Here is a 23109-nt window from a genome sequence, read left to right on the forward strand (position 1 = left end):
TGATGAGGTTTTAACATGGCTGAACGTCTGAATAACGACTTCCAGTTCATCGATGTCGGGCGCAAAGATCCGAAGAAGAAACTGTTGCGTCAACGCAAGAAAGAGTTCGTGGAAATCTACGAACCCTTCAAACCCCAGCACTCGGCCGACCAGGCCCACCGCTGCCTGGGGTGCGGTAACCCGTATTGCGAATGGAAGTGCCCGGTGCACAACTTCATTCCCAACTGGCTCAAGTTGGTGGCCGAGGGCAACATCCTCGCTGCCGCCGAGCTGTCGCACCAGACCAATACCCTGCCGGAAGTCTGCGGCCGGGTGTGCCCGCAGGACCGTCTGTGCGAGGGTGCCTGCACCCTCAACGACGGCTTCGGCGCGGTGACCATCGGTTCGGTGGAGAAGTACATCACCGACACCGCGTTCGCCATGGGCTGGCGCCCGGATATGTCCAAGGTCAAGCCGACCGGCAAGCGCGTCGCGATCATCGGCGCCGGCCCGGCGGGCCTGGGCTGTGCCGACGTGCTGGTACGTGGCGGCGTGACCCCGGTGGTGTTCGACAAGAACCCGGAAATCGGCGGCCTGCTGACCTTCGGCATCCCCGAGTTCAAGTTGGAAAAAACCGTCCTGAGCAACCGTCGTGAAGTGTTCACCGGCATGGGTATCGAGTTCCGCCTCAATACCGAAGTCGGCAAGGACATCACCATGGAGCAACTGCTCGAAGAATACGATGCCGTGTTCATGGGCATGGGCACCTACACCTACATGAAGGGCGGTTTCGCCGGTGAGGACCTGCCGGGCGTTTATGACGCGCTCGATTTCCTGATCGCCAACGTCAACCGCAACCTGGGCTTTGAAAAGTCGCCGGAAGACTTCGTCGACATGAAAGGCAAGAAGGTCGTGGTGCTCGGCGGTGGTGACACCGCGATGGACTGCAACCGCACCTCGATCCGCCAGGGCGCCAAGTCGGTAACCTGTGCCTATCGTCGGGACGAAGCCAACATGCCGGGCTCGCGCAAAGAGGTGAAGAACGCCAAGGAAGAAGGCGTGAAATTCCTCTACAACCGCCAGCCTATTGCAATCGTCGGTGAAGAGCGTGTCGAGGGTGTGAAGGTTGTCGAGACCCGTCTCGGCGAACCGGACGCCCGTGGCCGTCGCAGCCCCGAGCCGATCCCGGGTTCCGAAGAGATCATCCCGGCCGATGCCGTGGTCATCGCCTTCGGCTTCCGCCCAAGCCCGGCGCCGTGGTTCGAGCAGTTCCAGATCCAGACCGACAGCCAGGGCCGCGTCGTGGCCCCGGAACAAGGCCAGTACAAGCACCAGACCAGCAACCCGAAGATCTTCGCCGGTGGCGACATGGTGCGCGGTTCTGACCTGGTGGTAACCGCGATCTTCGAAGGCCGCAATGCCGCCGAAGGGATCCTGGATTACCTGAACGTCTAATCTCGTTCAGGCTGAAATGCGGTCAAAAATGTCGGAGGGGGCTTGCCCCCGATAGCGGTGGTTCAGTTACAGATACTGGGACTGACACACTGCAATCGGGGGCAAGCCCCCTCCCACATTTATTTTTGCAGCGCTTTCATGTCCGCGACAAATTGACCCGATAGACAAAAGGCACGGCTCATACCGTGCCTTTTGCGTCTGGCTCTGAGAAAATGCCCGCACTTTTTTTGCGGATGCCGACATGACTGCCCTCAAGAACGACCGTTTCCTTCGTGCCCTGCTCAAGCAACCCGTGGACGTCACCCCTGTGTGGATGATGCGCCAGGCCGGTCGCTACCTGCCGGAATACCGCGCCAGTCGCGCCAACGCCGGCGATTTCATGAGCCTGTGCATGAACCCGGAGTTCGCCTGCGAAGTCACGATGCAGCCGCTGGACCGCTATCCACAATTGGACGCGGCCATCCTTTTTTCCGACATCCTCACCATCCCTGACGCCATGGGCCAGGGCCTGTACTTCGAGACCGGCGAAGGCCCGCGTTTCAAGAAAGTCGTCAGCACCCTGGCCGATATCGAGGCCCTGCCGATTCCAGACCCCCACAAAGACCTCGGTTACGTGATGGACGCCGTCAGCACCATCCGCCGCGAGCTTAACGGCCGCGTGCCGTTGATCGGCTTCTCCGGCAGCCCCTGGACCCTGGCCACCTACATGGTCGAAGGCGGCTCGTCGAAAGACTTCCGCAAGACCAAGGCCATGCTCTACGACAACCCGCAAGCCATGCACCTGCTGCTGGACAAGCTGGCACAGTCGGTCACCTCCTACCTCAACGGCCAGATCATGGCCGGCGCGCAAGCCGTGCAGATCTTCGACACCTGGGGCGGCAACCTGTCGGCGGCGGCGTACCAGGAGTTCTCCCTGGCCTACATGCGCAAAATCGTCAGCGGCCTGATCCGCGAACACGAAGGCCGCAAAGTGCCGGTAATCATGTTCACCAAGGGTGGCGGCCTGTGGCTGGAAAGCATTGCCGGCGCTGGTGCCGATGCGTTGGGCCTGGACTGGACCTGCGACATTGGCGAAGCCCGCCAGCGCGTGGGCAACCGCGTCGCGCTGCAAGGCAACATGGACCCGACCGTGCTGTACGCCAAGCCTGAAGCCATCCGCACCGAAGTTGGCCGCATCCTGGCCAGCTACGGCAAAGGCACCGGGCACGTGTTCAACCTCGGCCATGGCATCACCCCGGAAGTGAATCCGGAGCATGCGGGTGCGTTCCTGCGCGCGGTGCATGAGCTGTCGGCGCAGTATCACGAATAACACGCAAAACAAATGTGGGAGGGGGCTTGCCCCCGATGGCGGTGTACCAGTCAGTACAACTATGACTGATCTACCCTCATCGGGGTGTAGCCCCCTCCCACATTAAAAGCCAGAGAAACTCAGGCCTTCGCTTGCCCCAACGGCGGCAACTTTGCCAACTTCAACGCCACCAGCAACGCCCCGATCAACAGCGCCACGATAAACGCGCCGATCCCGTTCCACCCGGCGAAGTGCCAGAAGAACCCGCCTGCCGTCCCGGCAATACTCGACCCCACGTAGTAGCAGAACAGGTACAGCGACGACGCTTGCCCCTTGGCCCTCACCGCGCGGCGGCCGATCCAGCTGCTGGCCACCGAGTGGGCGCCGAAGAAGCCGAAGGTGAAGATCAGCATGCCCGGCACCACCAGCCACAGGGGGGTGAACAAGGTCAGGGCCATGCCGGCCAGCATCAGCACGATGGTGCCCCACAGCACGCGACGGCGGCCGAGGCGGTCAGCCAGGGAGCCGATTTTCGCCGAGCTGTAGATGCCCGAGAGGTACACCAGCGACAGCAGGCCGACCACGGCTTGGCTCAGGTCATAAGGATCGGCCAGCAGGCGATAGCCGATGTAGTTGAACATGGTCACGAACGCGCCCATCAACAGGAACGCTTCGAGGAACAGCCACGGCAGGCCGGCGTCCTTGAAATGCATGACAAAGCCGTCCACCAGGCTGCGGGGCTTGAGGCTGGTAGCGCGGAAGTTGCGTGATTCGGGGAGGATCTTCCAGAACACCGTGGCGGCGATCAGCGCCAGACCGCCAATAATCAGCATGGCGGTGTGCCAACTGACGAAGTCGATCAACACGCCGATGATCAGCCGCCCGCTCATGCCGCCAATCGCGTTACCGCCGATGTACAAGCCCATGGCCAGGCCGATGTGCTGCGGGTGGATCTCTTCGCTCAGGTAGGTCATGGCTACGGCGGCCAGGCCGCTGAGCGACAGACCCACCAGTGCACGCATCAGCAGGATGCCTTCCCAGGTCGGCATAAGGCCGCTGGCGATGGTCGCCAGCGCGGCGCAGAACAACGCGGAGACCATCACCGGCTTGCGCCCCAGGCGGTCGGAAATCGGCCCGGTGATCAACAAACCACATGCGAGCATCGCCGTGGCCACCGACAGGATCAGGCTGCTTTGTGCCGCATTGATGGAAAACTCCTGGGACAGCGCCGGCATCATCGGCTGCACGCAATACAACAACGCAAAGGTGGCGAACCCGCCGGAAAACAACGCCAGCACCGTGCGCATGAACATCGGCGTGCCTTTTTCGATGTACGCGTCATTGAGCTGGGCCACCACCTCATCCAGGGCGGTGGGCGGTACGTCTTGAGCGAGTGGAGCAACAACAGCTTTCACGGGGACCTCGGGGAGGAAGAGCGTGCCAGGACAGGCAATGCAAAAAAGAATATAGCTCCCTAATGATTCTTTCCAATATATTGTTCGACCTGTTTGATAGCTTTAACGACCTAATGAGGCTTGCATGGAATTGCGTCACTTGCGGTACTTCATCGCCGTCGCCGAGGAACTGCATTTCGGCCGGGCCGCGCAGGTGCTGGGCATTTCGCAGCCGCCGCTGAGCCAGCAGATCCAGGCGCTGGAGCAGGAAGTGGGGGCGCGGTTGTTTGAGCGTACCAATCGTCGGGTCGAACTGAGTGAAGCGGGGCGGTTGTTCCTGCAAGAGGCGCGGCTGGTGCTGGCGCAGGTGGACAAGGCGGCGGACGTAGCGCGCCGGGCGCAGTTGGGTGAGCTGGGCGAACTGAAGATTGGCTTCACCTCGTCGGCGCCGTTCAATTCCAGCATTCCCCAGGCGATCTTTGCGTTTCGCCAGGCGTTCCCGGCGGTGCATCTGAACCTGCAGGAGATGAGCAGCACCGAAGTGGCCGAGTCACTGGTGGATGAGTCGATCCAGGTGGGCTTGATGCGGCCACTGCCCTTGCCGGATTCCTTGAGCGTGGTCGAGTTGATGCGCGAACCCTTGGTGGCGGTGTTGAGTGCTGGTCACCCGTTGGTGGCGGGCAGCGAGCGTGGTTTGCACCTGGCGCAATTGGCACAGGAGCCGTTTGTGTTTTTCCCGCGCACTTACGGCAGCGGCCTCTATGCCCAGTTGCTCAACCTGGCGCGTGATGCTGGCTTCAGCCCGCACTTTGCCCAGGAGGCCGGGGAGGCGATGACCATCATCGGCCTAGTGGCGGCGGGCTTGGGCGTGTCGGTACTGCCGGCGTCCTACCAGCGCATTCGGATCGATGGTGTGGTGTATCGCACGCTGCTGGATCAGGAGGCGATGACGGCAGTGTGGCTGGTGCAACGCAAAGGCGCGCAGACGCCGATGGCAGAGGCGTTTGTGGAGTTGTTGACACGCAAGGCCTGGGTGTAGACGTGCTCACATATCAGGTAACGCAAGCTGCTTAGCGATTCGCGGGAAAGATTCGCAGAGTCGGCACTTTGCCACAGGTTGCCGTAAAGTTGTTTTCAGGCATACTGCCCACGTTCCCGAAAGGGGCTTGTGAGACTCTGAGGATCCTGGGCAACCAGCAATCGCAGAGCCAGGCAGGAAGCGGCGATGACAAGCCAACCTGTTTGTGAAGAGGGCGCCGAAAGGCGCCCTTTGTCGTTTCTGTAGAGCCTGAATTCGTTTTACTTGGTGGTGCCGGTTTGCTCAAACAACTGCGCCGCCGACCCTGCCTCATTCACGCCATTGCTGCGCAAGCCCGCCATGATATCGCTATCCAGATTGTTCACCCAACGGTTGTAGTTGCGATGGATCTTGCCATCCTTGTAGCCCAGTTCGCGGCTGTCGCGGTAGGTGATGGCGTAGCTGTTGCGGGTGTAGCGGATGTCGATGGCGGCGTAGTACTGGTTACGCACAGTGATTTCGGCCTGCACCAGTTGCGGGCTGAGGCGTTGTACCGTCCATTCGCGCTTTTGCAGGGCGTTGACGATCACCGTTTTCATTTTTTCTTCGCTGACCTGGGCGTTGGCCGGCAGGTCGTGCTGGGTATTGAGGATCGGTTTGCTGGTGCAGCCTGCGCTGACCAGCAGGGCCAGGGTGATCAAGGTAACGCGTAGCAAGGAAGACATTCCGTTTTCTCCAATCGATTAAAGAGTCAGGCCCAGCGGCGGAAAATCAGCGAGGTGTTGACGCCGCCAAAGGCAAAGTTGTTGTTCATCACGTAGTCGTGGTGCATCTCGCGGAAGTCACCCTGCAGGTAATCCAGCTCGCCGCATTGCGGGTCGACGGTGTCCAGGTTGAAGGTGTGCACGTACTGGTCGCGGTTCATCATCTCGATGCTGAACCACGACTCCAGCGCGCCGCACGCGCCGAGGGTGTGGCCGAGGAAACTCTTCTGCGAACTGATGGGCATGCGGGTGCCGAACAGGCTGCTGGTGGCCAGGGTTTCGGCGATGTCGCCTTGGTCGGTGGCCGTGCCATGCCCGTTCACGTAGCCGATCGCGGACGGCTCAAGCCCGGCATCTTCCAGGGCCAGCTCCATGGCGCGGCGCATGGTTTTCTGCTCCGGGCGGGTGGTGTGCTGACCGTCGGCATTGCTGCCGAAGCCGACAATCTCGGCATGGATATGCGCACCGCGCGCCAGCGCATGTTCCAGTTCTTCGAGCACCAGCATGCCGCCGCCTTCACCGATCACCAGGCCATCGCGGCCACTGTCATAGGGGCGTGGGCTGGTTTGCGGGGCGTCGTTTTTCAGGCTGGTGGCGTAGAGCGCGTCGAACACCATGGCTTCGGTCGGGCACAGCTCTTCGGCACCGCCGGCGAGCATCAGGGGCAGGCGGCCGAACTTGATCGCCTCATAGGCATAGCCGATGCCCTGGCTGCCGCTGGTGCATGCGCTGGACGTGGGGATCAGCCGCCCGGTCAGGCCAAAGAAGATGCTGATATTCGCCGCCGTGGTGTGCGGCATCATGCGCACGTAGGAGTTGGCATTCAGCCCCTCGGCCACCGAGTTCAGCAGCATATTGCCGAACGCCTTGATCTCGTCCGTGCTGCCGGTGGACGAGCCGCAAGCCACGCCCATGCGTCCGTCCTTGATCGACTCGTCACCGAGCAAACCGGCGTCCTGCAACGCCTGCTCCGCCGCCCACACCGCCAGACGCGAGACGCGGCCCATGCTGCGCAGTTGCTTGCGCGTCCAATGGGCCGGCACGACGAAGTCGTCGATCGGCCCGGCCAGGCGCGTGTTCAATTCAGTGAAGCGGTCCCACTCGTCCATGCGCCGGATGCCACTGCGGTTGGCGCGGAAGTTGGCCGAAATGCTCGCCCAATCGCTACCCAGGGAGGTCATGCCGGCCATGCCGGTGACGACGACGCGCTTCATCAGCACAAGCCTCCATTCACGGCCAGGACCTGGCGCGTGATATAGCCGGCTTCGGCCGACATCAGGAAGTTCACCGCACCGGCGACTTCTTCCGGCGTGCCCATGCGCTGCGCCGGGATCATTTTCATCAGCTCTTCCACCGGTACGTTTTCATCCAGCATCGCCGTGTCGATCAAGCCGGGGGCGACGCAGTTGACGGTGATCTTGCGCTTGCCCAGCTCGATGGCCAGGGCCTTGGCCGCGCCGATCAGGCCGGCTTTGGACGCGCTGTAGTTGACCTGGCCACGGTTGCCGATCAAACCGGAAACCGACGTGATGCACACGATACGCCCAGCCGCGCGACGACGAATCATCGGCATCATCACCGGGTGCAGCACGTTGTAGAAACCGTCCAGGTTAGTGCGCATCACCACGTCCCAGTCCTCCTCCGACAGGGCCGGGAATGCGCCGTCACGGGTCAGGCCGGCATTGAGCACCACGCCGTAGTAGGCGCCATGTTGCTCCACATCGGCCTCGAGAATTTCCTTGCACAGCGCACGATCCGCCACATCGAACTGCAGCACCCGCGCCTTGCGGCCCAGGGCTTCAACCTCGGCCTGCACCGCATCGGCGTCGCTACGCCCGCTGCGGCAGTGCAGCACGAGGTCATGCCCGGCCTGGGCCAGGCGCAGTGCAATAGCGCGGCCGATGCCACGGCTGGAGCCGGTGACCAGTACGGATTCAGTCATGGCGTTACGTCCTTCGATTCATCTAAATAATTGGCCGCCTGGGGCGGTCGAAATACATTCAAGCGGGCGCTCGCCTGGATACCGTCACCGGTCAGGTGGCATTCGAACACACCCATGCCATTGTCGTCTTCCAGGGAACGCAGGCCGTGGATGCTCAGCTCGGCGCCTGCCGGAAAGTGTTCCACGTTGCATTCGAACTTGCGCGTGCCGAGCAGGAAACCCAGTTCCACCGCTTCACCTTTCTGGCGCGCGTGGCAACCGGCGTAGGCGGCGACGCTTTGCGCCATCAACTCGATGCCGACCCAGGCCGGCAGGCTGCCGTCAGCGCGGTTGAACAGGCCGCCTGGCTTGATTGTGGTGCGGGTGTGGACCTGCTCTTCATCGAACGACAGCACCTGGTCGATCAGGATCATGTCGCCCGCATGGGGCAGCAGTTCGGCGAGTGGCCAATCGATCATGGGGCCTCTCCAATAATCAGGCTGACATTGTTACCGCCGAAGGCAAACGAGTTGCTCATCAGGCAGCGTTTTTCCAAGGGCTCTGCGGCTTGCGCCCAGTGCAAGGCGGGCAGTGCCGGGTCGGCCTGGCCATCCCAGACATGCGGCGGCACCCGGTGATGGACCAGGCTCAACCAGCAGAACGCCGCTTCCAGCGCACCGGCAGCGCCCAGGGTATGCCCGCTCAGGGGTTTGGTCGACGAGCAGGCCACGCCGTGCGGGAACAGGCTGGCGACCGCCAGGCTTTCCATCGCATCGTTATGCTGGGTGGCGGTGCCGTGCAGGTTCAGATAGCCGATCTGCCCGGGCTGCAATTTCGCGCTGGCCAGGGCCTTGCGCATCGCCTGCAATGCACCTTTGCCGGTGGGTTCCGGCGCGGAAATATGGTGCGCATCGCAACTGGCGCCGCTGCCCAGCAGGGCGATGGGGGCAGGCACCTTGCTCATCAGGAACAGCACGGCCGCTTCGCCGATATTGATGCCGTTACGGTTCACCGAAAACGGGTTGCAGCGTTCGTTCGACACCGCTTCCAAGGCACTGAACCCGTTTAGCGTGAGCTTGCACAGGCTGTCGACGCCGCCGCAGATCACTGCATCGCACACGCCCAGGTCCAGCAGGCGCTGGGCGCTCATCAATGCGCGCGCGCTGGAGGTGCAGGCGGTGGAGATCACATAGGCCGGGCCGCTCAGTTGCAGCCAGTCGGCGAGGAAGTTCGCCGGGGCGCTGAGTTCCTGCTGCCGGTAATCGTAATCGCCGGGGAACTGGTGTTCGCGCAGGTAATGGGCAATACCGCGACTGGCTTCATCGATACCCGAGGTGCTGGTGCCGAGCACGATGCCGACCCGTGAGGCGCCGTAGGTGTGGATCGCCTGGCGGATCTCGCCCTCGATCTGCAACGCCGCTTCCAGCAGCAACTGGTTATTACGGCTGCTTTGCTGGCCCAGCTCAGCGGGGATGGTTGCCAGTTCGCCGTGCACACCGGCCACCGGCAGCACACGGTCCGGGACCCAGCCGCTTTCGGCGCGCATGCCGGAGCAGTCACCGGCAAACAGGCTGCGGCTGACCTCCGCCTGGCCACGGCCAAGGGCGCAAATCACGCCCAGGGCGTTCAGGTAGGCGGTCATCGTGCCGCTCCTAGCGGTGTGATGCGGTAGCTCAAGGGTTGGCCAGTCATATTTACGCTGAACACCTCGGAAGACTGGTACACGATCTGCCAATGGCCCGGCAGGGTGCGCGTCAAATCCATCGCCTGCGCGCTGGGGTACAGCGTACGCACGTCATCCGCCGAGGTCAGCGCAAACAGCAGCGCGGCAAACAGCTCGCGTGCCTGGGGGTTGGGCGGCAGCAAACCATCGGCTTGCCACTCGCCATCGATCAGCTTTTGCCGGGCCTGGGGAATGCCCAGGGGGTCCATCATCGACCAACGAATGCCGCCGCCTTCGCGCTGGATCACCAGCAGCCAGTCCTGGCTCTGGCCGTCAGCCAGGCGTTGCACATGCAGTTGCAGCGGCAAGGCCAGGGCCGGGATTTTCTCGGGCAACGGCGCCTGGCTGGCACAGGCGCCCAGCAGCAACAGGCAACCGATCAACAGCCAGCGCATCATGGGTTGGCACTCGCCAGTGGTTTGCGTGCCACGCAGTTGACCAGGGTTTCTTCGCGTTGCCCCACCGGCGGTGCCTTGCGCAGGCCCCAGCGTTCCAGCAGGCCGAAGTCGCTGGAGCGGCTCCACCACAAGTACGGGTACGAGATGTTTTGCGGGCCGAACTCAAAGCCCTGTTCGCGGAGCATCTCCAGGTATTCTTCGGCGCTTTTCTGCACATGCATCGGGTGGCGGAACAGCCAGCGGATCACCCAGGTGTCGATATAGGCTTCGGTGGACTCGGCAAACAGCAAGTAACCGCCTGGCTTGAGCACGCGGTAGAACTCCTTGAGTGCGCGATGCTGCTCTACCAAGTGGTGGAAGGTCTGGTGGCAGAACAGGATGTCCACGCTGTCGTCCGGCACCTGCAGGGTGGCGCAGTCACTGCCGATCAGCTCGATGGCCAGGCCCTGGCGCGCCGCTTCTTCACGGCTCAGTTCCAGGCTGTGCAGGTCCGCGTCAAGACCGATCAGGCGCTTCGGGGCGAACACCTGCTGCAACAGCTTGAAGGATTTGCCCTGGCCGCAACCGGCGTCCAGCAGCACCGGCGCTTGTGGCAGTGGTTCGGTGAACAGGCTGCGCAGGTCGTTGATCGCCACGCGCAACACATGGTGCTGCCAGGTGTGGCTGCGCAGGAACCAGAAGCCGAACCTGGTTTCTTCGACGTAGTTCTTACTCAAATACTGACTGCTCACGCGGCGTCCCCTGCGCAAATTTCCGACAACATCCGCAAGCGTCGCTTGGGCTCACTCACAAACGGGTTGCGCTCATCCCACGCATAACCGGCGAGGATCGACGCGATCATCCGGCGAATCTCCGGCGAACTGCCCGGATGGAAGATCACATCCTGGAACGTCCCGGCGTACCAGCCTTCGACGTAGCAGCGGAACGTATCGACACCGCGCTTCAACGGTTCGGCAAACTCTGTCTGCCAGTCTACGGTTTCGCCGTTGAGCTGACGATGCAGCACGCCGGCCGCCATGCTCGCCGAACGCATGGCGATGGTCACGCCCGAAGAAAACACCGGGTCGAGAAATTCCGCCGCGTTGCCCAGCAGCGCAAAGCCAGGCCCGTGCAGGGCTTTGACGTTGGCCGCGTAGCCGCCGATGGTCCGCGCCGGCGTATCCCATACGGCGTTTTGCAGCACACCGGCCAGGCTCGGGGTTTCATCGATGAAGCCGCGCAGGCAGGCGTCGAGGTCACTGTCACGACCGTCGAAATGCTGCTTGGCAGCGACCACGCCCACCGAGCAGCGGCCGTTGCTGAACGGGATGGTCCAGAACCAGATATCACGCTGGGTCGGGTGTGTGGTCACCAGGATCTTGCTGCGGTCGAAACCTGGGTGTTCGATGCGATCTTCGATGTGGGTGAACACCGCCTGGCGCACCGGAAAGTCCGACGGCAGATCCAGCTCCAGCAGGCGCGGCAACACCCGGCCGTAGCCACTGGCATCGAGCACGAACTTGGCCTTGAGGTGGTACTCGCTGCCGTTCTCCCTGCGTACATGCAGGTAGCGCGACTCGCCCTTGAAGTCCACGCCGACGATGGTTTCGCCGTAGCGGATATCCACGCCTTGCTTGGCTGCCTGATCGGCCAGCAACTTGTCGAACTCGCCGCGCTGCACCTGGAAAGTGGTCGGTTTGCCGTTGCTGAAGGTGTCGCCGAAATCAAACGCGCTGTAGCGCTCGCCCCAGGCAAACGCGGCGCCGGTCTTCACCTGGAAACCTGCCGCCTGCACGGCGTCGAGCATGCCGGCTTCTTCGATAAAGTCGATGCAGTGCGACAGCAGGCTTTCGCCAATCGAGAACCGTGGAAAATGCTGGCGCTCGATGATCAATACATCATGCCCTTTGCGCTTTAACAGCGCGGCGGCGATAGCCCCGGATGGACCGGCACCGATCACCACCACCTGGCGACGTTCCATTTCAACTGTGGGCACGAGGGCTCCTTGCCACATTGGCGATAATTACATTCATAAGGCGTGCTTCTGCCGCCCGGCCCAGGGTGCCAGCATAAAGCTGAATGCCAGGCCCAGGCTGACCGATAAGCCGAAATTGCTCACCGCTGGCGTACTTGATACGGCCAGCAGGCCAAACGACAACCAGGTCGTCAGCGCCGCCAGCAATGTGCCGAGAAGACTGACCGCAGGACCGCCTATCTGTTCGCGCATCAGGATTGCGTAGTCCACGCTGATGGCCGTGACCAGCAGCAGGCCGAACAGGCTGAACAGCGTCAGCGGCTGGCCCAGCCAACCGAGGCTGGCCAGGCTGCACAGCGCCGCCAGCAATGGCAGGGCGACGATGCGCAAGGCCCCGCCGAAACCGAACGGCAGGATCAGCAGCAGGACGATCAAGACGCAGGACATCAACTTCAATTCAGCGGCGCTGATCTGGGTGTCGGCAAACACCCGGTTCAAGTCGCCCAGGCGGTCGACCAACTGCACGCCGGGCAGATCCAGCGCTTGCACGCGCAGCAGCGCGGGGTTGTTCAAGCCTTGCAGGCTGACCATCGCCGCCACGCCGCCGTCCACCGGCCCGAGCCACAGCGTGCCCCAAGGCTCGGCCAGCGGGCCTTTCAGCGCGGCGTCGATGTCTTGGGTGGGCAGTGCTTGCAACTGGGCGACTTCGGCTTGCAGGGCACTGGCGGGCACGCCGAGGTCCAGCAGCGGCTGCCAGTGTTGCGGCAGTGCGTTCAGTGCGTCGCGCAGTTGTTGCTGTTCGGCGGGCAGGCTGACCAGTTGATCGAGCGCCAGGTAGCCCTGGAGCTTATCCATGTTCACCAGCTGATCTAGGCGTTGGCCCAACGCGTGTTGACGCTCCAACAGCTGTTGCTGGTTGTCTGCACGCACCAGGAAAAACTGGCTGGTAGGTTGGAACCCGGTGATCCGCGCCACGGCCTGGGCTTCTTGCAGCAGCTGCGGCGGCGCGCCGATCCACTGGCGGATATCGTTCTTGCTGTTCAAGTGCCACAGGCCGCCGGCGCAAAACAGCAGCACCAGCGCCAGCAATGCCGGGCTCGGCACGCGCTTGAGCAGCGATTCGCGCACTAGCCACAGGCATTGCGCGACGCGCAGCGGCCATTGCGCCGGGCGCAGTTCGACGCCCTTGAGCAGCGCTGGCAGCAGGCACACGGCGGACAGGTACGCACCGACCAGTCCCGCCGCGGAGAACACCGCAATCTGGGTCAGCGCCGGGAACGGCGTCCAGGCCAGCGCCAGGTAGCCGATGCAACTGGTGGCCAGGCTCAGGCTCAAACCCGGCAAGGTGATGCGCAACGCCGGCCAACTGCGCCACGGCTGCAGGCTCCAGCTCTTCGACAGGTAGTGCAGCGGGTAATCCACCGCCACGCCGATCAGGCTGGAACCGAGTACCAAGGTCATCACATGCATATGGCCGAACAGCGCCACACAGGCCACCGCGCCAAACAGCATGCCCACCAGCACCGGCACAAAGGCCAGCAGCACGCGCCAGCGGCGGAAGGCGAGCAACAGCAACAACAGGATGCCAACGGTAGCGCCGCCGCCGACCCAGGTGATCTCCCGCGTGGCCTGCTGTTGACCATTGGCGGCGTACAACAAACCGCTGGCGGCGAGCAACTGCGCGCCTTGCTGACCAGCTTGCTCGCGGCTCGCCTGGAGCAGATCCGCCACCTGCAACGGCAGTTTCATGTCGAAGGCATTGCCGGTGGTGCGTGCCCGCAGCAGCACCCAGCTTTTGCCGTCGGCATCGGCGATCAATGCGCCGCTGCCGATATCCAGTTGCACCGAGCCGTGTTGCGGCTGGCTGTTCTGGATACGCCCGGTCAGGCCCAGCCAGTCATCCTGGCTCGGCACCAGGCTGAATCCGGTGAAGGGGTCGAACAGCGCCTGTACGCGTTGCTGGATAAACGCATCGGGATGCTCGATCAGTTGCTCGCGGTCCTTGGCTGACAGCATCGCCAGGCGGCCACGCAGCAATTGCTCGCGCAGTGCCGGCAAGTCGGCTTGCAGGTTCCACTGCACTTTTTCGAATAGCCCGCTGGCCTGCCAGCGCTCGCCCAACTGTTGCGCCACGGCCACGGCTTGCTGGCGGTCGGCATGCCCCACCAGCACCAGCATTTCGCGGTTCAGCGGCTCCTGCATGCGTTGTTCGGCTTGCTGTTCCAGCGCATCCGGGGTGTTGCCCGGCACCAGTTCCATCAGGTTGGCCGACAGCGGCGCACCGTGGCGCCACTGCCAGCCGGCCAGGGCCAGCACGGCCACCAGCAGGATCAGGAACAGGCGCGGCAGCAGGCGCTCACTGGGCAAAGTCGTGTTGCTCCGCTTCACTCAGGGGCAGGTCGGCATGGCTGTCTTGCATGCGCAGCAAGGTGCTGTCGCCCTGGGTTTCCAGCAGCTCGATGGTTTGCACCAGGTCGCCGCCGTCGATGTTGATCTGGGTGAAGACTTGCTTGAGCAACAGCGAGCGCGGGATCAGGGTCAACTTCCACTGCTTGGCCTCGCCTTGCAGCTTCAATTCGAAGTCACGTTGCAGGCCGCTGCTGTCGCCCTGCAGTACGGCGAGGAACAGCCGATTTTGTTCGGCACCGGCGCTCTTGTTCGGCAGCAGTTGCCAACCATTGGCGTCGCGACGGGCAATGCCCTGGGCGCTGATGCGGTAGTCCTGTTGCAGTGGCGTTTTCAGCAGCCACAGCAGGCCATGGTCCTTGGCGAGCACGAAGGTGCCTTTGCTGACCAAGGGCTGGGGCAGGGCACGCAGGTGTTTTTCCTGGGTGAAGTTGCCGTGGATCACCGAGGGTTTGGCCAGTTGGTCGCTGAGTTGTTGCAAGTCAAAAGCATGTGCACTGAAGCTCAGGAACAACCCGATCAAAAATGTGGCAGCGGGCTTGCCCGCGATGAGCCTGAGGGCGCTGCGTAGTGTCCGGCGGATCGCGTTATCGTTGAAGTCCGTCGGGGGTAAGCCCCCTCCCATATGGGATTTCATTTCAGGGCCCTTTCGACGGCGTCGGTGAAGACTTTGGGGGAGGCCAGTTGCATCTCGCGCGTGGCGATTTCCACCGCGACTTGCACGGTGCTGGCGCGGGTCAAACGCTCGCCGCTGGCGAGGTCGGTGATCAGGTAGTTGACCTTCAAGCGGTTCTCCCACTCCACCAGGCTGGCGCGTACGTTGATGGTCTGGCCGAACACGGCGCCGCGCACGTAGCGCAGTTGCAGGTCGATCACCGGCCAGGCATAGCCCGATTCGAGCATCGTCGCGTAGTTGTGGCCGAGTTTGTCCAGCAGCGCGCAACGCGCCACCTCCAGATACTTCACGTAATGCCCGTGCCACACGACGTTCATGGTGTCGACGTCAAAAAATGGCACGAGGATTTCAGTGTCGCAATGCAGCACGCCAGGGTTACGCATGCAGCCTCCAGTGTTGTTCGGCGATGCGTTGCAGGCACAGGCGCAGTTCGCCTTCCAGGGCGCGGTCTTCGATGACCGGCGGGAAGTCCTTGGCCAGATCCGCGTGCATGGCGGCCAAGGCCGGTGGCAGCGGCCGCGCATCCTCGGCCTGGGCCCGCAGCCACACGCCCTGGTTGGCGGCGAGCAAGGTCGCGGCGGCGACCTGTTCGGTCAGCTCCAGCACGCGGATCGCATCGCGGGCGGCGATGGTGCCCATGCTCACCTTGTCCTGGTTGTGGCACTCGGTGGAGCGCGAGAACACGCTGGCGGGCATGGTGTTTTTCAGGGCTTCGGCGGTCCAGGCGCTGGTGCCGATCTGCACCGCCTTGAAGCCGTGGTTGATCATGGCGCGGTCAGCCGGCGCGCCGGACAGGTTGCTCGGCAGGCCGTGGTTGTAGCGCACGTCCACCAACAGTGCGAGCTGGCGGTCGAGCAGGTCGGCGACGTTGGCCACCAGGGTCTTGAGGCTGTCCATGGCAAAGGCGATATGCCCGCCGTAGAAGTGCCCGCCGTGCAGCACGCGTTCTTCTTCGGCGTCGATGATCGGGTTGTCGTTGGCGCTGTTCAGCTCGATCTCGATGAACGAACGCAGCCAGTTCAGGCTGTCGGCCAACACGCCGAGGACGTGGGGCGCGCAGCGCAGTGAGTAACGGTCCTGCAGACGGTGCAGTGGCGCGGTCGGCGCATCGATGGCCAGGTCCTTGCGCAGCCAGGCGGCGACTTGCATCTGCCCCGGGTGCGGCTTGGCGGCGAACAGCCGCTCGTCGAAGTGTTCCGGGTTGCCTTGCAGCGCCACCACGTTCAGCGCGGTGATGCGCGTGGCCAGTTGCAGCAGGTAGTCGGCGCGGGCGAAGGCCAGGCACGCCAGGCCGGTCATCACGGCGGTGCCGTTCATCAGTGCCAGGGCTTCCTTGGGGCGCAGCACCAGCGGGTCCCAGCCCAGTTCGCGGTGCACGTCGGCGGCCTGGCGGCGTTCGCCACGGAACATCACTTCACGTTCGCCGGACAGGGTTGCGGCCACGTAGGACAGGGGCGTCAGGTCACCGCTGGCGCCCACCGAGCCTTCTTCCGGGATCAGCGGCAGCACGTCGTGTTCGAGGAACGCATGCAGGCGCTCCAGCAGCTCCACGCGCACGCCGGATACGCCGTGGCACAGCGACTGCAAACGTGCAGCCAGCACCGCCCGGGTGGCCTGGGCGTCGAGCAACTTGCCCAGGCCGCAACCGTGGAAGGTGTACAGATGACGCGGCAGCGCTTCGACGTGCTGCAAGGGCACCGCCACCACGCAGGAGTCGCCGTAGCCGGTGGTCACGCCGTAGATCACGCCTTCCTTGTCCAGCAGCGAGTCGAGGAACTGTGCGCCCTTGGCGATGCGCTGGCGATACGCGGGGTCATCCTGCAACTGCGTAGGCGCCTGACGGTTGGCCAGGGCCAGCACGTCTTCGATGCGCAAAGGGCGTTCGCCAAAGGTTACCGGCTCAAGATGCGTGGTCATCGGTCTTCCAGAAAGGGTAAAAGTTGAACCATTGTCGGGGCGCTTCCAGGCAGAACTCGCCCAGGCGTGCGGCGTAGCGTGCGGTCCACAGGGCTATGACCTGCTCGCGGGTGGTGCGTTTCCATTCGATCAGCGGCGTAAACGGCTCGATGCTCAGGCGATAGCGGCTGCCGTGCTTGAGGCACATCAACAGGTTCACCGGGCATTTGAGCAGGCCGGCCAGCAGCCACGGGCCTTGGGGGAAGGCGGCGTCGTGGCCGAGGAAGTCCACACGCACCGTGCGCCCACCGTGCAGCGGCACGCGGTCGCCGGCGATGGCCAGCCACTCGCCGTCATCCAGGCGCTGGCTGAGCAGCAGCATGGTGGCCGGGTCCAGCTCGCTGACCTGGATCAGGCGCAAGTGCGTCGCCCCGGCCTCGCCCAACAGGCGGTTGAATTGTTCGGCGTGCTTGGTGTGCACCAGCACGTTCATGGTGACCTGTTCACCGATCTCGGCCAGCGCCCGGCACACTTCGAGATTGCCCAGGTGCGCGCCCACCAGCATCTGCCCGCGCTCGCCCCGCAGTTGCCCGCGCAATTGCGCAGGGTCGTTGATTTCGATCTGCTCCAGGCGCAGCTTGCCGTTCCACACGTCGAGCTTGTCGAGCAACGAGTCGGCAAAAGCCATGAACTGGCCGAAGACTTTCCAGTGGGTAGGGCGCAGTTCGTCACGCCCGCTCCAGTCGGCCAGGCGCTGCTGGTATTGCCAGGCGCTCTGTCGGGCGGTGCGGCCGAACAGGAAGAAGTACAGGACGATGCCGTACAACACCGGGCTCAGCAGTCGACGACCAAGGACCTTGGCGGCGAAGGCGGTGAGTTTCATCAGCCAATAGCTGCCGCGCTCCTCGCGGTCGGCCCAGTGTTTGCTGCTGTCGCTCATGCCTGCCACCGCCGCCACAGGATCATCGGCGCGCGGATCAGCATGCCGAAGAACAGCCGGGTGTGCATGGCCGAGATGCGTACGTTGTCGCGGAACAGGCGGAAGTGCGACAGGCCATCGGCCGGGTAATGCACCTGGGTCGGCAGCCAGCGCATCGGTTGGTTGCGCCAGGCCAGGCGTACCAGAATGTCGGAGTCGAAGTCCATGCGCGTGCCGATGTAGGCCGAGTCCATCAGCGCCAGCACCGGTGCCAGCGGGTACACGCGAAAGCCGCACATCGAGTCGCGGATCTGCAACGACAAGGTGTTGATCCACACCCACACGTGGGTCAGGTAGCGCGCGTACAGGCGGCCTTTGGGCACGCTGTCGTCGTATTCGGGATAGCCGCAGATAATCGCATCGGGGTGCCGGCGCGAGGTGTCGATAAAGGTCTCGACTTCGCGCAGGTCATGCTGGCCGTCGGCGTCGACTTGCAGGGCGTGGCTGAAACCCAGGCGTGCGGCTTCGCGAAAGCCGGCCATCACTGCGCCGCCTTTGCCCTGGTTGTTCGGCAAGGTCAGCAGGGTGACGTTGTCCAGGGTTGCCAGTTGCGCCAATACCGCTGCGCACGCCGGGCTGCTGCCGTCATCCACCAACAGGCAGGGCAGGCCGCTGTCCAGCAGGCTGCGGACCACGGCCGGCACGGCGGCTTCGTGGTTGTAGACCGGGATCAGGGCGCAGGGGTCATGCATTGGATGCCACCAATTGAATGCGTCCGCTGGAGCAGGCCGCTACGCCGTTGCGATAGGCGAAATACAATTTGCCGCGTTCCGGGTCAAAGCGCAGGTGCAGTTCGATCCCATCGCCTGGGCGCACTAATTGCTGAAACTTGAGCACTTCCATACCCGCAAAACTCGGTGGCAAATCGAGCAGTTGTTGGCCCAGGTTGAACGCCCACTCGACTTGCACCACGCCCGGCAGCACCGGCGTGACCGGGAAGTGGCCGCTGAAATAGGCCAGGTCTGGCGGGACGCTCAGTTGCACGGTCCATTCGCCGTTGGCTTCGACGCGCTCCAATACTTCCGGTGCCTTGGGCCGGGGTGCCAGCAGCAGTGCCTCGATGTCGGCCTGAGGCAGTTTGCCTTGGCTGTTCAGCGGCAGCTGCCTCAGCAATCGCCAACGACGCGGCAGGGCCAGGGCTTCGCAGTGCTGGCTCAGGTGTTGGCGCAGGGTTTGGGTGACGGTCCGGCGGCCTTGATTGCGCAAGGTATGCAGGCCTTCGGCGCTCAACACCACCAGCGCACCAAGTGAGGCGCGATTTTCCTGGACTACGCCCAGGCGGGTGTCGGCGACCCACGGGTGGGTCATCAACGCGTGTTCCAGCATGGGCAGGGAGATGCGTTTTTCTTCCAGCTTGACGATGCGGTCCAGGCGGCCGAGCAGTTCGAAACGGCCATCGGCATGGATGCGTGCGGCGTCGGCGGTCTGTTCGACATGCCCCTCAGGCAGGTAAGGCGATGCAATGCGCAGGGCACCGTCGGCATCCTGGCTCAGTTGCACGTCGGTAAACGGCTGCCAAGGCTGTGCGCCTTGGCGCCAGGCGATGCCGCCGGTTTCCGAGCTGCCGAGAATCTCGGTCGGCCATTGTTGCAAGCGGTCGTACAGGCTGCCGGCGGCGTCCACCGGCAACGCGCCGCCGGACGAAAACACCCGCGACACGCTGCTCAGCGCCGGCCAGTCGAGGTTATCGCCCATGCGCTTGAGCAGTGCCGGGCTGGCAACCCAGGCAAAGTGCGCATGCTCGCGACTGGCGCGCTGCATGTCTTCAGGGAATGCCAGTTGCTTGCGCACAAAGGTACGGCCGGCGCACAGCGGCCACAGGACGCGGAACAGCAAACCGTAGATGTGTTGGGTGGCGACGCTGCCGATGATGCAGGCGTCCTTGAGGTCCTGGCCCCACAGGGTTTCCAGGGCCTCGACCTCGTTGGCCAGTTGACGCAGGGTCTTGTCGATGCGCTTGGGTTCGCCGCTGGAGCCGGAGGTGCACAGGCTCAGTTGGCAAGCGTCCAGGTCAAGTGCGGCAGCGCTCAATGGCGCCGCATACAGCGACTCAAGGTCAGCCGCTTCGGTCAGCCAGGCATCGACGGCTTCATCCCAGCGTTGGCGGGTCTGAGGTTGCAGGTCGGCGGGCAGCAGTACGCTGACTCCGGCCCGCCAGGCACCCAGCAGGGCAATCGCCAGCAGGCCGGCATCTTCCAGGTACACGGCCAGTCGCTGGATGCCGCGGGCTTGCAGGCCCGCCGCCAGGCTCAGGGAGTATGCCCACAGTTGGGCGTGATTCATGGCAGGTTCGGTGGTAACCGGACGCTGTTCCAGCGGCTCAAGCAGCACGTGCTCAAGTTTCAACCCATTCATACGCGGCCTCGAACCCTTTGTCGTACCAGCCATTCCACGGCAAACAACAGCCCCATCAGCCCGTAGGCGATCAGGCCGTTGTACAACGTCCACCAGCTCAGCGGTGCCCACAGGGTGAGGGCCGCGGCGAGCAGGCCATTACACAGAAAAAACACACTCCACACCACGGTGACCTGGCGGGTGTACACGATGGCATGCGGCGCCAGCACCGGGTCGGTCATGCGCGCCAGGCGCTCGACCATCGGCGGGCCATATTTGAGGCTCAGGCCGAACAGCGCCAGCATGAACGCGCTGACCAGGCTCGGGTACCAGCGCAGCAGGCGGGGGTTGTCGAACCAGGCCAGCAACAGGCAGAACACGATCACCGCCAGCGCCATCCAGCGGCTGCCCGGGCGTCGTGCACCGGTCAGCGCGCGCAGCAGCCACAGACTGCCGAGCAGCAGACCGAATTGCCACGGGGCGAAGTGTTCGGTGCCGTAATACACCGCAAAGGGGTACAGCAGCCCCGCCAGCAACAGGCCAAGGCCGATCAGCCGGCTCATGCGGCAGGCGTGACCAGACGGTACACCGCCTCAACCACGTCGTTCACGGTGCGCACAGCCTTGAATTCCTCGGCGGCGATCTTCTTGCCGGTCTGGCGCTTGATATGGTCGATCAAGTCGACGGCATCGATGCTGTCGATTTCCAGGTCCTGGTACAGGTTGGCGTCCAGGGTGACGCGTTCCGGCGGCAGTTCGAACAGTTCCACCAAGGCATCGCGCAGGGTGTTGAAAATATCGTCACGAGTTTGCATGGTCCGGTCTCAAGCTGCCTGTCTGGCCGTGACGAACGCCGCAAGGCTGGCCACGTTGGTGAAGTGATTGCGGGTGTCCTTGGCGTCGGCATCGATCTTGATGCCGTACTTTTTCTGGATCGCCAGGCCCAGTTCCAGGGCATCTACCGAATCCAGGCCGAGGCCTTCGCCGAACAGGGTCTGATCGCTGCCGATATCGTCGACGCTGATATCTTCCAGGCCCAGGGCCTCGATGATCAGCGCCTTTATGTCGTGCTCAAGGCGGTGTTGGTCGCTCATCTTCGGCGAGCTCCTTAATAAAATAGTGATGCAGGTAATCGTTGAGCTTGCGTGAGGCCTGGGGCGCGGGCCCCAGTGTTGCGAACGCCTGTGGTTCTATATCGGCACCCACCCGCAAACTGAAGTGCACGCGGCATTTAGGGATGCGATACCAGGGTTCGGCCTTGGTCAGCGTGGTCGGGCTGACCTTGATCACCACGGGGGTGATGATTGTCGCACCCCGCAGTGCAATGGCGGCACCGCCACGATGAAAGGCAGGCGCCGCGCCGGGTGTGGTGCGGGTGCCCTCGGGAAAGATGATCAGGGTCTGGCCGCTGCGCAGGGCGTCTGCGGCAGCATCGAGCATCTCGGCACTGCCGTCGTTGCTGATATAACCGGCGTCGCGCACCGGGCCGCGGGTGAACGGGTTCTGCCACAGGCTCTGTTTGACCACGCAATTGGCCTGGCGCACCAGGCCGATCAGGAATACCACGTCGATCAGCGATGGGTGGTTGGCGATGATCATCTGGCCCGGGCGACCGAGCTTTTCGGCGCCTTCGACGCTGTAGGTCAGCACGCCGACGCGTTGCATCAGGCGGATAAAGAACCAGAACAGCCAACTGATCGTGTGACGGGCGCGGCTGCGGTGCTTTGCAGCGTCCCCTGGCAGGCAACTGAGCAACGGAAACACCAGTAAACGCAGGCACAACCCGCCGAAACCGAACAGCGCAAAGCTGGCGGCGGTGGCGAACAGACGCCAGTAATAGGCGTCTCGTGGTTTGTCATTCAGGGCTTGCGTTGCCAGTTCCATACGCGGTTCTTCCAGGCATGTTGGCAGGCGACCTGTTCGGTGAGCAGGGTGCGCAGCAGATTCAGGGCGTGGGGCCACTGGGTTTGAGTGGGTTGGACAGTGCCGGTACCGAGTTCCAGTTGCCACTCGTCGCCCGGCGTCAGCAGCAGACCGAGGGCGTAGGGGAAGGGCACGTCGACGATCCAGCTGGCATAGGCTTCGGGCGCCTGCTCTTCGGTTATCACCAGTAAAACCGCCGTCGCACCTTCGTTGAGCAGCGCGGCGGCTTCGAGCATGCCGTGCTCCAGGCCATCGCCGGCGGCGGCGAGGGCGGTCATTTCGCTGGTTTCATTGCGCAGGATCGACCAAAGGCCAATCACCGCATTGTGCACCGACAGGCTGAACTGGGTTGGCGACAGCGGTTGTTCGCTGGCCAGGTCGCTGAGGATGTCAAGGGTGCGCGGGGTTTCGCCATGCCGGGAGATAAACACCAGCGGCAGGTCCTGCAGGCCTTCGGCCAGTGGCCAACCCACGCTGAACGCCATGCGCGCCAGCCTGCTCAGGCGGCGGCGTTGCATGGCTGGCAGGAACGAGACATCAGGGGCTGCATCACTTGCGGGCAGCAACGCCGGCGCCTGACACCAGGCGCGCCAGTCATCCACGCTATCGAGCCCGGGGGCCCAGGCGCGCCATTGGGCGATGTTGAAAGTGATCACTGAGAAGTTGTCCCGCCCCTGCGGGCTTCCATGTGCGACTTTTGGCCCCGAATACCGGGACAGGGAACAATAGCCGAATGGCGCGCATTATCCCGGTGCCGTGGGGTTCTAGCAAACTTTGGTAAAGAATTGTGCACGGTCGATTACAAAATAGTGGAAAGAATTGACAGATTGTCCTTTACCCAAGGACTGGATGGATTGTCGGACCGTTCTTTTTAATCTGTGGGCTGTGTATGACAGCTATCGTGCCAATGGCATCGTGATGCAGCAGTGCATGGATGAACGAGGTAGCTAACAGGCGCTTTTGCCCTCTACACTCGGACATTCATTGATACACGGAGGTTTT

24 protein-coding genes are annotated in these 23109 nt (G+C 63.3%); 3 read left to right on the forward strand and 21 right to left on the reverse strand.

The window, feature by feature from the left end; translation table 11 throughout:
- The first annotated feature begins 15 nt into the window (after positions 1-15).
- A complete protein-coding gene (locus tag K5K89_RS03030; RefSeq protein ID WP_071492362.1) occupies positions 16-1434 on the forward strand; it encodes an FAD-dependent oxidoreductase in 1419 nt (472 codons plus the stop codon).
- A 241-nt stretch (positions 1435-1675) separates the two neighbouring features.
- Positions 1676-2743, forward strand: coding sequence for a uroporphyrinogen decarboxylase (gene hemE, locus K5K89_RS03035; protein WP_222540838.1), 1068 nt, complete (start codon positions 1676-1678; stop codon positions 2741-2743).
- A 119-nt stretch (positions 2744-2862) separates the two neighbouring features.
- Here the strand turns inward: hemE and K5K89_RS03040 are convergent, their stop codons facing one another.
- On the reverse strand, positions 2863-4089 hold the full coding sequence (locus tag K5K89_RS03040; RefSeq protein ID WP_409996324.1) for an MFS transporter: 1227 nt from the start codon (positions 4087-4089) through the stop codon (positions 2863-2865).
- 172 nt (positions 4090-4261) lie between these two features.
- Here K5K89_RS03040 and K5K89_RS03045 point away from each other — a divergent pair, with 172 nt between their 5' ends.
- The gene (locus K5K89_RS03045; protein ID WP_222540839.1) at positions 4262-5155 is read left to right on the forward strand and encodes a LysR family transcriptional regulator; all 894 of its coding nucleotides are present in this window, start codon (positions 4262-4264) and stop codon (positions 5153-5155) included.
- A gap of 260 nt (positions 5156-5415) precedes the next feature.
- On the opposite strand, the gene K5K89_RS03050 is transcribed toward K5K89_RS03045, so the two are convergent.
- The 20 genes from K5K89_RS03050 to K5K89_RS03145 are packed head-to-tail and all read right to left on the reverse strand — an operon-like array spanning position 5416 to position 22763.
- Entirely contained in the window at positions 5416-5859 is a 444-nt protein-coding gene (locus K5K89_RS03050) for a hypothetical protein (protein ID WP_071492358.1), read from the reverse strand.
- Positions 5860-5885: 26 nt separating this feature from the next.
- On the reverse strand, positions 5886-7112 hold the full coding sequence (locus tag K5K89_RS03055) for a beta-ketoacyl-ACP synthase (RefSeq protein ID WP_071492357.1): 1227 nt from the start codon (positions 7110-7112) through the stop codon (positions 5886-5888).
- Positions 7112-7840, reverse strand: coding sequence for a 3-oxoacyl-ACP reductase FabG (gene fabG, locus K5K89_RS03060; protein ID WP_071492356.1), 729 nt, complete (start codon positions 7838-7840; stop codon positions 7112-7114). The genes K5K89_RS03055 and fabG overlap by 1 nt, the downstream gene beginning before the upstream one ends.
- The gene (locus K5K89_RS03065; RefSeq protein ID WP_092246447.1) at positions 7837-8298 is read right to left on the reverse strand and encodes a hotdog family protein; all 462 of its coding nucleotides are present in this window, start codon (positions 8296-8298) and stop codon (positions 7837-7839) included. Before K5K89_RS03065 ends, fabG begins: the two co-directional genes overlap by 4 nt.
- On the reverse strand, positions 8295-9461 hold the full coding sequence (locus tag K5K89_RS03070) for a beta-ketoacyl-[acyl-carrier-protein] synthase family protein (protein ID WP_071492354.1): 1167 nt from the start codon (positions 9459-9461) through the stop codon (positions 8295-8297). The genes K5K89_RS03065 and K5K89_RS03070 overlap by 4 nt, the downstream gene beginning before the upstream one ends.
- On the reverse strand, positions 9458-9940 hold the full coding sequence (locus K5K89_RS03075; RefSeq protein ID WP_222540840.1) for a hypothetical protein: 483 nt from the start codon (positions 9938-9940) through the stop codon (positions 9458-9460). Before K5K89_RS03075 ends, K5K89_RS03070 begins: the two co-directional genes overlap by 4 nt.
- Positions 9937-10671: a class I SAM-dependent methyltransferase gene (locus tag K5K89_RS03080; protein WP_222540841.1), complete on the reverse strand. Its 735-nt coding sequence runs from the start codon at positions 10669-10671 to the stop codon at positions 9937-9939. The genes K5K89_RS03075 and K5K89_RS03080 overlap by 4 nt, the downstream gene beginning before the upstream one ends.
- A complete protein-coding gene (locus K5K89_RS03085; RefSeq protein ID WP_071492351.1) occupies positions 10668-11915 on the reverse strand; it encodes an NAD(P)/FAD-dependent oxidoreductase in 1248 nt (415 codons plus the stop codon). The genes K5K89_RS03080 and K5K89_RS03085 overlap by 4 nt, the downstream gene beginning before the upstream one ends.
- A 33-nt stretch (positions 11916-11948) precedes the next feature.
- Positions 11949-14261 (reverse strand): MMPL family transporter, encoded by a 2313-nt coding sequence (locus K5K89_RS03090; RefSeq protein WP_222540842.1) that lies wholly within the window; start codon positions 14259-14261, stop codon positions 11949-11951.
- On the reverse strand, positions 14251-14925 hold the full coding sequence (locus K5K89_RS03095; protein ID WP_409996325.1) for an outer membrane lipoprotein carrier protein LolA: 675 nt from the start codon (positions 14923-14925) through the stop codon (positions 14251-14253). The genes K5K89_RS03090 and K5K89_RS03095 overlap by 11 nt, the downstream gene beginning before the upstream one ends.
- An 8-nt stretch (positions 14926-14933) precedes the next feature.
- Positions 14934-15359, reverse strand: coding sequence for an acyl-CoA thioesterase (locus K5K89_RS03100; RefSeq protein ID WP_222540844.1), 426 nt, complete (start codon positions 15357-15359; stop codon positions 14934-14936).
- Positions 15352-16893 carry a histidine ammonia-lyase gene (gene hutH, locus K5K89_RS03105; RefSeq protein WP_071492347.1) on the reverse strand — a complete coding sequence of 514 codons (1542 nt, stop codon included), beginning with the start codon at positions 16891-16893 and terminating at the stop codon, positions 15352-15354. The genes K5K89_RS03100 and hutH overlap by 8 nt, the downstream gene beginning before the upstream one ends.
- Positions 16877-17812, reverse strand: coding sequence for a glycosyl transferase (locus K5K89_RS03110; RefSeq protein ID WP_092246475.1), 936 nt, complete (start codon positions 17810-17812; stop codon positions 16877-16879). The genes hutH and K5K89_RS03110 overlap by 17 nt, the downstream gene beginning before the upstream one ends.
- Positions 17809-18543: a glycosyltransferase family 2 protein gene (locus K5K89_RS03115; protein ID WP_071492345.1), complete on the reverse strand. Its 735-nt coding sequence runs from the start codon at positions 18541-18543 to the stop codon at positions 17809-17811. The genes K5K89_RS03110 and K5K89_RS03115 overlap by 4 nt, the downstream gene beginning before the upstream one ends.
- Positions 18536-20206, reverse strand: coding sequence for an acyl-CoA synthetase family protein (locus K5K89_RS03120; protein ID WP_222540845.1), 1671 nt, complete (start codon positions 20204-20206; stop codon positions 18536-18538). The genes K5K89_RS03115 and K5K89_RS03120 overlap by 8 nt, the downstream gene beginning before the upstream one ends.
- Positions 20203-20748 carry a hypothetical protein gene (locus K5K89_RS03125; protein WP_071492343.1) on the reverse strand — a complete coding sequence of 182 codons (546 nt, stop codon included), beginning with the start codon at positions 20746-20748 and terminating at the stop codon, positions 20203-20205. Before K5K89_RS03125 ends, K5K89_RS03120 begins: the two co-directional genes overlap by 4 nt.
- The gene (locus K5K89_RS03130) at positions 20745-20999 is read right to left on the reverse strand and encodes an acyl carrier protein (RefSeq protein WP_016979215.1); all 255 of its coding nucleotides are present in this window, start codon (positions 20997-20999) and stop codon (positions 20745-20747) included. Before K5K89_RS03130 ends, K5K89_RS03125 begins: the two co-directional genes overlap by 4 nt.
- Before the next feature lie 9 nt (positions 21000-21008).
- The gene (locus K5K89_RS03135; RefSeq protein ID WP_071492342.1) at positions 21009-21278 is read right to left on the reverse strand and encodes a phosphopantetheine-binding protein; all 270 of its coding nucleotides are present in this window, start codon (positions 21276-21278) and stop codon (positions 21009-21011) included.
- On the reverse strand, positions 21256-22068 hold the full coding sequence (locus K5K89_RS03140) for a lysophospholipid acyltransferase family protein (protein WP_071492341.1): 813 nt from the start codon (positions 22066-22068) through the stop codon (positions 21256-21258). The genes K5K89_RS03135 and K5K89_RS03140 overlap by 23 nt, the downstream gene beginning before the upstream one ends.
- The gene (locus K5K89_RS03145; protein WP_092246490.1) at positions 22044-22763 is read right to left on the reverse strand and encodes a beta-ketoacyl synthase chain length factor; all 720 of its coding nucleotides are present in this window, start codon (positions 22761-22763) and stop codon (positions 22044-22046) included. Before K5K89_RS03145 ends, K5K89_RS03140 begins: the two co-directional genes overlap by 25 nt.
- Positions 22764-23109: the final 346 nt, after the last annotated feature.

Origin of the sequence: Pseudomonas sp. DR208 (assembly GCF_019823005.1) — a bacterium.
Lineage (GTDB): Bacteria > Pseudomonadota > Gammaproteobacteria > Pseudomonadales > Pseudomonadaceae > Aquipseudomonas > Aquipseudomonas extremorientalis.